The organism is Arthrobacter sp. P1_C12_2 (assembly GCF_056406415.1).
Genome location: NZ_JBFUAF010000027.1, coordinates 44,513 through 52,172 on the forward strand (window position 1 = coordinate 44,513; position 7,660 = coordinate 52,172).

Consider the following 7,660-nt stretch of genomic DNA (forward strand, 5'->3'; position numbering starts at 1 on the left):
GTGGGCATCCCCATCGACCCGACCTGGCTGGAAGTTCTGCTGCTGGCCACGGTCCGGATGACCGCCTTCCTGATCGTGGCACCGCCCTTCTCGCACCAGGCCTTCCCGGGGCGGGTGAAGGCCATGCTGGGGCTGGGGCTGGGCCTGGCGGTGACGCAGCGCGTGGTCGGCGGCTACACCCCCCGCGACACCGCCGCGTTCGTCACCGGTGTGGTCCTGGAGCTCGTCACCGGGCTGGTCCTGGGGTTCCTGGTCCTGGTGATCTTCTCGGCCATCCAGTCCGCCGGCAGCCTGATCGACCTTTTCAGCGGGTTCCAGATGGCCCAGGCCTACGATCCCCAAATGATGGTCAACGGTGCACAGTTCACCCGGCTTCTGCAGATGGCGGCGCTGGCCCTGTTGTTCGCCTCCGACGGCTACCAACTGGTCATCACGGGCCTGACCGGCAGCTTTGCCGCCCTGCCCCTGGCCGGGGGGATCGATCTGGCCCAGCCGGTGCAGGCCATCATCACGGCAGTGTCCGGCATGTTCCTCGCCGCCGTGCAGATCGCAGGGCCCCTCCTGGTGGTCCTGTTCCTTGCCGACGTCGGGCTCGGCCTGCTGACCCGCGTGGCGCCGGCGCTGAACGCCTTCTCGCTCGGCTTCCCACTCAAGATCCTTCTCACCCTGACGCTGGCCGGCTTCATGTTCCTGGCCCTGCCGCGGATCGTTTCCAGTCTCGCGGGGCAGGCGGCCAAAGCCGTGCTGGGGGTGGGCTGATGGCGGATTCACAGGAAAAAACCGAGCAAGCCACCGACAAACGGATGCGGGAGGTCCGCTCCAAGGGCCAGCTGTCCCGTTCCCAGGACCTCACCGCATGGCTCGGCGTCGGCGCCGCCGCGCTCATGCTGCCCAGCACGGTGGACCGGGCCGCCAACGCCGCCACGGACCAGCTCTTCAGCGTCCGCGGGATCATGTCCGCCCCCGACCCCGGCAAAGCCGTCCGGGCGCTGGAAGCCGGGTTCGCGTCCATCGCCGGGATCATCGGGCCCCTGCTGATCGTCGTGTTCCTGGCCGTCCTCGCCGGCTCGGCCCTCCAAGGCGGTGTGCACCTGAAGAAATTCAGGCTCGAGTTCGAACACTTCAACCTGCTCGGCGGTGTCAAGCGGCTCTTCGGCGCCCAGGCGGTGTGGGGCGGCCTCAAGGCGTTGCTGAAGGCCGGCGTGGTGGGGCTGGTGCTCTACACCGTCGTGCAGGGACTGGTTCCGGTGCTGCTGACCGCCGGCGGGCTGCCGGTCGCCGGGGTGGTGCAGGCCGCCGCCGGCGGCATTTCCGCCCTGGTCCAGTTCGCGGTGGCCGCCGGAATCGTGCTGGCCGCGGCCGACTTCTTCGTCGTGATGCGGCGCAACCGCAAGAAGACGCGGATGTCCAAGAAGGAAGTCCAGGACGAGAACAAGAGCAGTGAGGGCGATCCACTCATCCGGTCCCAGCGCCGGGCACGCCAGATGGCGATGAGCCGCAACCGGATGATCGCGGCGATCGGGGACGCCGACGTCGTCCTGGTCAACCCCACGCACGTGGCGGTGGCCCTCAAGTACGAGCCCGGCAAGTCCGCGCCCCGCGTGGTGGCCAAGGGCTCCGGCCATGTGGCTGCGAGGATCAGGGAAGAGGCCGAGGAAAAGAACGTGCCCATGGTCCAGGACGTCCCGTTGGCCAGGGCCCTCCACGGGGCCTGTGAGCTGGGGGACGAGATCCCGGTGGATTTCTACCGGGCGGTGGCCGGCGTCCTCGCGTTCGTCATGGCGCTCAAGGCCCGGGGCGCCGCCGCCGGGATGCACCGCATGACCGGCACGGTCGCCACCGTATGAAACACGTTGCGCAACGCGCGAAACACAGCGTGAAACACGGCATGGGACACATCGTGGCGCACGGCATGAAAACTTTGGGAATCAGCGTCTGTGAAAGGACAGCACCATGAACAACAGGCTGAACCGGCTGGTGGTGCCCATCGGCATCGTGGGGATCGTGCTCCTGCTGGTGGTTCCCGTTCCCGCGCCGCTGCTCGACTTTCTCATCGTCTGCAACATCCTGCTGGCACTGCTGGTCCTGCTGACCAGCATGTTCGTCAAAAAGCCGCTGGACTTCTCCGTGTTCCCGTCCCTGCTGCTCGTGGCCACGCTGTTCCGGCTCGGCCTCAACGTCGCCTCCACCCGCCTGGTCCTGGGCAACGGGTACGCCGGGCAGGTCATTGAAGCCTTCGGCAAGGTGACGGTGGGCGGCTCCATGATCATCGGCGCCGTCGTGTTCCTCATCCTCGTGGTGATCCAGTTCGTCGTGGTCACCAAGGGCGCCGAGCGCGTGGCCGAGGTGGGCGCGCGCTTCACGCTCGATGCCATGCCCGGCAAGCAGATGGCGATCGACGCCGACCTCAACGCCGGGCTCCTCACCGACACCCAGGCGCGGGAGCGGCGGGCTGAAGTCTCAGCCGAGGCAGACTTTTACGGCGCCATGGACGGCGCCTCGAAGTTCGTCAAGGGCGACGCCATCGCGGGCATCATTATTATCATCATCAACTTCGTTGGCGGCATCGCCATCGGCATGGTGCAGCGCGGCCTGGAAATCGGCGACGCCCTGAACACCTACGGGCTGCTGACCATGGGCGACGGGCTCGTCACCCAGATCCCGGCGCTGCTCATGGCCGTCTCCACCGGCATGATCGTGACCCGGTCCAACGCCGAGTCGGACATGGGCCGGACGGCGTCCACGCAGCTGCTGCAGTCACCGAACGCGCTCATGATCGCCGGCGTCGCCGCCCTCGCCATGGCCATGATCCCCGGCATGCCGCCGATCCCGTTCGTCGTCGTCGGAGTCGGCCTGATCATCGCCTCCCGCCGGACCGCGGCCAGCCAGCAGCTTGCGGAGACGGCCCGGGAGGCTGAGTCGACCGCGCTGAACTTCCCGGAACAGGATCCCAACGAGAAACTCCTGGAAGACATGCGCATCCACCCCGTGGAGATCCTGCTGGCACCGGACCTTGTGGACATGGTCTCCGGCGCCTCCGATGATCTCCTGGCCAGGGTCCGGTCGCTCCGGCACAAGATCGCCATGGAACTCGGCCTCGTCATCCCGCCCGTGCGGACGCGGGACAGCGTTGACCTGCCGCCGGCCACCTATGCCATCCGGATTGCCGGCGTGGAAGCCGGCCGCGGTACGGCCCCCGGCGGCCAAATGCTCGCCCTGGGCGACAACCTGGATTCGCTCCCGGGCCCGGCGATGATCGAGCCCGTCTTCGGGCTCGCCGGGAAATGGATTCCGGGGGAGATGCGCCACAATGCCGAAATGACGGGTGCCACGGTGATCGACAGGGTCTCCGTCCTGGTCACCCACCTGTCTTCGATCGTTGCGGCCAACGCTGCCCGGCTGCTGTCCCGCGAGGACGTCCGCGTGCTGACCGAGGGCGTGCGCAAGCAGAGCCCCTCCGCCGTCGACGAATTGACCCCCGCCCTGCTCTCCCTCGCCGAACTGCAGCGCGTCCTCCAAGGCCTGTTGGATGAGCAGGTGCCCATCAACGACCTCGCCCGGATCTACGAGGCCCTCACGCTCCGCGCCAAGATTTCCACGGATCCGGAATCGCTCGTGGAAGCCGCCCGGCAGGCCCTGGGACCTGCCCTCACGGCCAAGTTCATGGACGGCCCGGTGCTCAACGTCATCATGATCGACCCCGTCCTGGAACAACACATGCTCGAGGACATGCGGCCCGCGGAGGGCGGCAGCCAGATCGTCATGGGGCAGGACAGGCTCGACGCCGTGCTGCGCTCGGTGCGGTCCGCCGTCGACGCCGCGGCCGCCGCCAACCGCCAGGCCGTGCTGGTGTGCGCACCGGCGCTCCGGCCCGCCATCCACCGCCTCGTCGGCGCGCAGCCGGGATCCGTTCCCGTGTTGTCCTACCGCGAGGTGACCTCCGCCAACGTCCAGATCGAAACAGTAGGAGTGGTGCGCCATGCCGAACCGCTATCGGCTTAAGGGAGCCTCGCTCGAGGAAATTCGCAGCAAGGCAGAACAGCTGTACGGTCCTGCGGCCCGGATCGTATCGGCCGAACGCGTCATCAGCCCCGGAATCGCCGGGCTCTTCGCCCAGGACCGCTACGAGGCCATGATCGAGATCCAGTCCCAGCACGAGGTCGTCACCGGCGAGGTTGTGCCCGACGCCGACATCCTGGCCGGGACCGAGCCGGGCACGGCCGCCGGTGCTCCCGCGGGCGCTGCTCCCGCCGGGGAGACCGACGCCGGGCCGTCCCATCACCTTCAGGGCGCGGCCATCGCCGCACTCCTGAAGGAAGCCGACGCCGTTGAGCTGAGCCTGCACCGGCCCGCAAGCGCCGGCGTGTCCACCGAGTCGCCTGATTTCGCCCACCTTCTGGAACAGCTCGGCACCGGGCTCCGGACCCCGGCGGAACCGCCCTCCGCCTTCGTTAGCTCCCGGTTCCCGGCCCCCGCGCCGGCCCCCGCCATCTGGACCCCGGCGGAAATGCCTCCCGCTGCCGGGCCTCCCGCGGCCAGCAACCCCGCGCGGCCTGCCGCCGCCGCGCCGGCCAGCGCTGCGGGTGCCCCGGCCCCGGCTCCGCTGTCCGGCGTCGGCGATCTCGTGGTCCTGGTCGGGCTGGGCGAGGACGCCATGGATACCGCCCTGGCCATGTCCACGGCAGCCGGCGGCGCCGATGTGCGGACCGCCGGCGAGCTCTCCGCCTATGGCCACCTTCACCTCGACGGGCGCCAAAGCGCCACGGCCGCGCGCGCCCACGCTGTGTTGACGGAGCGCACCGTCCTGGCGGCGTTCGGACTCGGCAAGGCCCGCAATGCCCTGGCCCGGGTGCAGTCCGTGGCCGCGCTCTCCGCCGACCAGGTCTGGGTGGTGGTCGACGCCGGACGCAAACATGAGGACACGGCGCGCTGGGTCGGCGTGCTGTCCGCCCAGCTCAACGTGACCGCAGTGGCGGTGGTCGGCGCCTCCGAGACCGGGTCACCTGACAGCGTCAACGGCCTGGGACTCCCTGTGGGCTGGATCGACGGGCGCCCCGCCGGACCGGAACCGACATGGCAGAACCGGCGGGAATCGTACGACGCCTCCCGGGCTGAAGGGTAGATTGAGAGGATGCTGGTACTTACACGCAAGCCGGGCGAACAGATCATGATCGGCGACGGCATCGTCATCACTGTTCTGGAAGGCCGCGGCGACGGTGTTCGGATAGGCATCGAGGCGCCCCGTGGTGTTCCCATCCAGCGCCGGGAAGTCATCGAAGCCATCGCGGCGGCAAACCTCGCGGCGGCGGAAGCGGGCCCGGACACCGAGGACGCGTTGCGCGGGCTCATGCCGCCGCGTGCCACTCCCGCCGACGGCTGAGGACCCGCACCGGATCAGATCTGGTCCCCTCCCAGATACTGGGTCAGTAGCGGCTGGGCTGAACGTCGGACCACGGCCAGGGACCGCTCCAGGTTTCCGCCGGTGGTCAGCTGATCCAGCAGCCCGGCCGTGCCCGCCGCGCCGGGGCGTTCCGGCAGCGGGAAGGTCCGCAGCGCCTCCTCGTTCACGCGGACGGCCTCGCCCAGCCTGGCCAGGAGTGCGTGGAGGGCGTCCAGATGCTCGCGCAGGATCTCGGACCACGGCCCGGCGGGTGCGGCCGCAATCAGTTCGACGAGCGTGGTCTGTGCCGGCAGGCCCCACTGGGCCGCCACGGCAGCAGATTCAACACTCCGGGCCAGGGCTTCGAAGCGCAGGCGGTCCAGTACGGTTTCAATCTCGGAGGCCATGAAGTTCAGCCATTCCAGATTCCCCGCCACGACGTGCAGACGCTGCGTTTCCAGCCTGAAAAGGAGCAGATCCAGATGCCGCCGCTCCTGCCACAGTGCTGCGGAGAGATCACTTGCGCTCATGGGCCCCATTCCCTTTTCCGCCCCGTGAATCACAGCAACAGGGCGGTCACCGCATTTTTTGCCAAGCATTTCCCTGAGGGTACACGCAGATCTTGGATCAGGTGATAGGTTTCCACCATGGGTGCTGCGCCCTACTTGCGAACGCTGACTCCAATGGGGGAGCACCGGTCGGTTTGGGTGCGGCTCTCGGTGTTTTAAAGGGTCTAGGACCCTTCGGATCAGGTCTCATGGGGGGACACAGTATTGAATCGCGTGGAACGCAACGAGATGGTCACGCAGCACCTTCCGCTGGTGGGGTATCTCGTCTCAGATTTGTGCTCGAAAGCGTCACACCTTTCTCGCGATGACTTGGCCTCAGCCGGGGCTATAGCCCTGATCACGTCGGCCGATTCGTTCGACTCGGACCTCGGGGTGCCGTTCGGCGCGTTCGCGCGCCGGCGCATTCTTGGCGCCTTCGCGGACGAGATGCGGGCCAGCGACTGGGCCACCCGCTCCGCCCGCCGGCGGATCAAGGAAACCATGTCCGTGCAGGAAACCTTGGCGTCCGCCCTGGGCCGCACCCCCACAGTGGACGAGATCGCTTCCGCCCTGGGCGTCCAGCAAAGCGTTGTGGAGGCCGCGCTCGCGGACGCCTCGCGCACGCTGACGCCCCTCGATGAGGCCGTGGTGGACACCCTCGCCGCCGAAACCCTCACACCGGAACACTCCGTGCTCGCGGACGAACGGCTCCAGTACCTGCGGGCTGCCGTGAAATCTCTCCCGGACCGGATGCGCTACGTGGTGGAGGAGATCTACTTCGGCGACCGGACGGTCAAAGACCTGGCCGCGGAACTCGGATCCACGCACGCCGCGGTGTCCCAGCAGCGTTCGGAGGCCATCCGGCTCATGCGCGACGGACTTACCGCCCACTACGCCGACGACCCCGGGCAGCCGTTCGAACCCCAGTCCAGGATCACCCCGCGGCGCCGCAACGACTACCTCACGCAGCTCTCCGACTCCACCTCGGGCGGCATCACACGGCCCGTGTTCCCACGGGGGCCGCTCCTTAACGAGGCCGTCTAAGCCTCCCCGAAACGGTTAGTAAGCCGACTTAGTAAGCTGACCGAGAAATTCCTCCCCGAACCGTCGCGGCCCATCGCTGCCCTGCGGTAGCGTCGGAAGCATCGGCCGCAGTGCCAGCAAGTGGCGCGCGTGGCCCGCACGGTACCGGTTCTATCGAGGAGGATGCATGAAAGCAACACCTACACTGACGGCCAACCTGCAGGCGGTTCTGGTGGACCTGATCGAACTCCACGTTCAGGGCAAGCAGGCGCACTGGAACATCGTCGGGACCAACTTCCGGGACCTTCACCTCCAGCTGGATGAGATCGTCGACGCCGCCCGGGAATTCGCGGACGACCTCGCCGAGCGCATGCGTGCCCTCCACGCACTGCCGGATGGCCGCAGTTCCACGGTTTCCAAGTCCACGGCACTCGCCGAGTTCCCCGCGGGCCTGATCAACACGAAGGACGCCATCGAACGGATTGTCGCGGCCCTCGAGGCGGCCGTCGGCACCATGCGCAAGGTCCATGATGAAGTGGATGAGGAAGACCCCACCACCGCGGATCTCCTGCACGCGTTCATTGCCAAGCTTGAGCAGTATGCCTGGATGGTGAATGCCGAGACCATGCGGGCAAACGCCAGCGTGACCACTCCGGACAAAAAGTAGGGACCGGCTCCACCAGTCCGCCCTTAAAACAGCAGCGTCCGG

At 67.9% G+C, this 7,660-nt stretch carries 8 protein-coding genes; 7 read left to right on the forward strand and 1 reads right to left on the reverse strand.

The window, feature by feature from the left end:
- From AC1DZQ_RS21090 to AC1DZQ_RS21110, 5 genes are all read left to right on the forward strand, one after another.
- Nucleotides 1–759 (forward strand): flagellar biosynthetic protein FliR, encoded by a 759-nt coding sequence (locus AC1DZQ_RS21090; RefSeq protein WP_476965337.1) that lies wholly within the window; start codon nucleotides 1–3, stop codon nucleotides 757–759.
- Nucleotides 759–1,847: an EscU/YscU/HrcU family type III secretion system export apparatus switch protein gene (locus AC1DZQ_RS21095; RefSeq protein ID WP_476965338.1), complete on the forward strand. Its 1,089-nt coding sequence runs from the start codon at nucleotides 759–761 to the stop codon at nucleotides 1,845–1,847. Before AC1DZQ_RS21090 ends, AC1DZQ_RS21095 begins: the two co-directional genes overlap by 1 nt.
- A 106-nt stretch (nucleotides 1,848–1,953) precedes the next feature.
- The gene (locus AC1DZQ_RS21100; protein ID WP_476965339.1) at nucleotides 1,954–4,002 is read left to right on the forward strand and encodes a flagellar biosynthesis protein FlhA; all 2,049 of its coding nucleotides are present in this window, start codon (nucleotides 1,954–1,956) and stop codon (nucleotides 4,000–4,002) included.
- Nucleotides 3,980–5,122 carry a hypothetical protein gene (locus tag AC1DZQ_RS21105; RefSeq protein ID WP_476965340.1) on the forward strand — a complete coding sequence of 381 codons (1,143 nt, stop codon included), beginning with the start codon at nucleotides 3,980–3,982 and terminating at the stop codon, nucleotides 5,120–5,122. The genes AC1DZQ_RS21100 and AC1DZQ_RS21105 overlap by 23 nt, the downstream gene beginning before the upstream one ends.
- A 9-nt stretch (nucleotides 5,123–5,131) precedes the next feature.
- A complete protein-coding gene (locus tag AC1DZQ_RS21110) occupies nucleotides 5,132–5,380 on the forward strand; it encodes a carbon storage regulator (protein ID WP_476965341.1) in 249 nt (82 codons plus the stop codon).
- A 14-nt stretch (nucleotides 5,381–5,394) separates the two neighbouring features.
- On the opposite strand, the gene flgN is transcribed toward AC1DZQ_RS21110, so the two are convergent.
- Nucleotides 5,395–5,910, reverse strand: coding sequence for a flagellar export chaperone FlgN (flgN, locus tag AC1DZQ_RS21115; RefSeq protein WP_476965342.1), 516 nt, complete (start codon nucleotides 5,908–5,910; stop codon nucleotides 5,395–5,397).
- A gap of 243 nt (nucleotides 5,911–6,153) precedes the next feature.
- Between flgN and AC1DZQ_RS21120 the strand changes: the two genes are divergently transcribed.
- Together AC1DZQ_RS21120 and AC1DZQ_RS21125 are read left to right on the forward strand one after the other, a co-directional pair.
- Entirely contained in the window at nucleotides 6,154–6,972 is an 819-nt protein-coding gene (locus AC1DZQ_RS21120) for a sigma-70 family RNA polymerase sigma factor (protein WP_476965343.1), read from the forward strand.
- A gap of 166 nt (nucleotides 6,973–7,138) precedes the next feature.
- A complete protein-coding gene (locus tag AC1DZQ_RS21125; RefSeq protein ID WP_476965344.1) occupies nucleotides 7,139–7,618 on the forward strand; it encodes a Dps family protein in 480 nt (159 codons plus the stop codon).
- Nucleotides 7,619–7,660 lie beyond the last annotated feature (42 nt).

Excerpts from the sequence above, each read along its gene's own strand:
- AC1DZQ_RS21105 (WP_476965340.1), top strand. The coding sequence starts at position 3,980 with ATGCCGAACCGCTATCGGCTTAAGGGAGCCTCGCTCGAGGAAATTCGC.
- AC1DZQ_RS21100 (WP_476965339.1), top strand. The coding sequence starts at position 1,954 with ATGAACAACAGGCTGAACCGGCTGGTGGTGCCCATCGGCATCGTGGGG.
- AC1DZQ_RS21125 (WP_476965344.1), top strand. The coding sequence starts at position 7,139 with ATGAAAGCAACACCTACACTGACGGCCAACCTGCAGGCGGTTCTGGTG.
- AC1DZQ_RS21110 (WP_476965341.1), top strand. The coding sequence starts at position 5,132 with ATGCTGGTACTTACACGCAAGCCGGGCGAACAGATCATGATCGGCGAC.
- flgN (WP_476965342.1), bottom strand. The coding sequence starts at position 5,910 with ATGAGCGCAAGTGATCTCTCCGCAGCACTGTGGCAGGAGCGGCGGCAT.
- AC1DZQ_RS21095 (WP_476965338.1), top strand. The coding sequence starts at position 759 with ATGGCGGATTCACAGGAAAAAACCGAGCAAGCCACCGACAAACGGATG.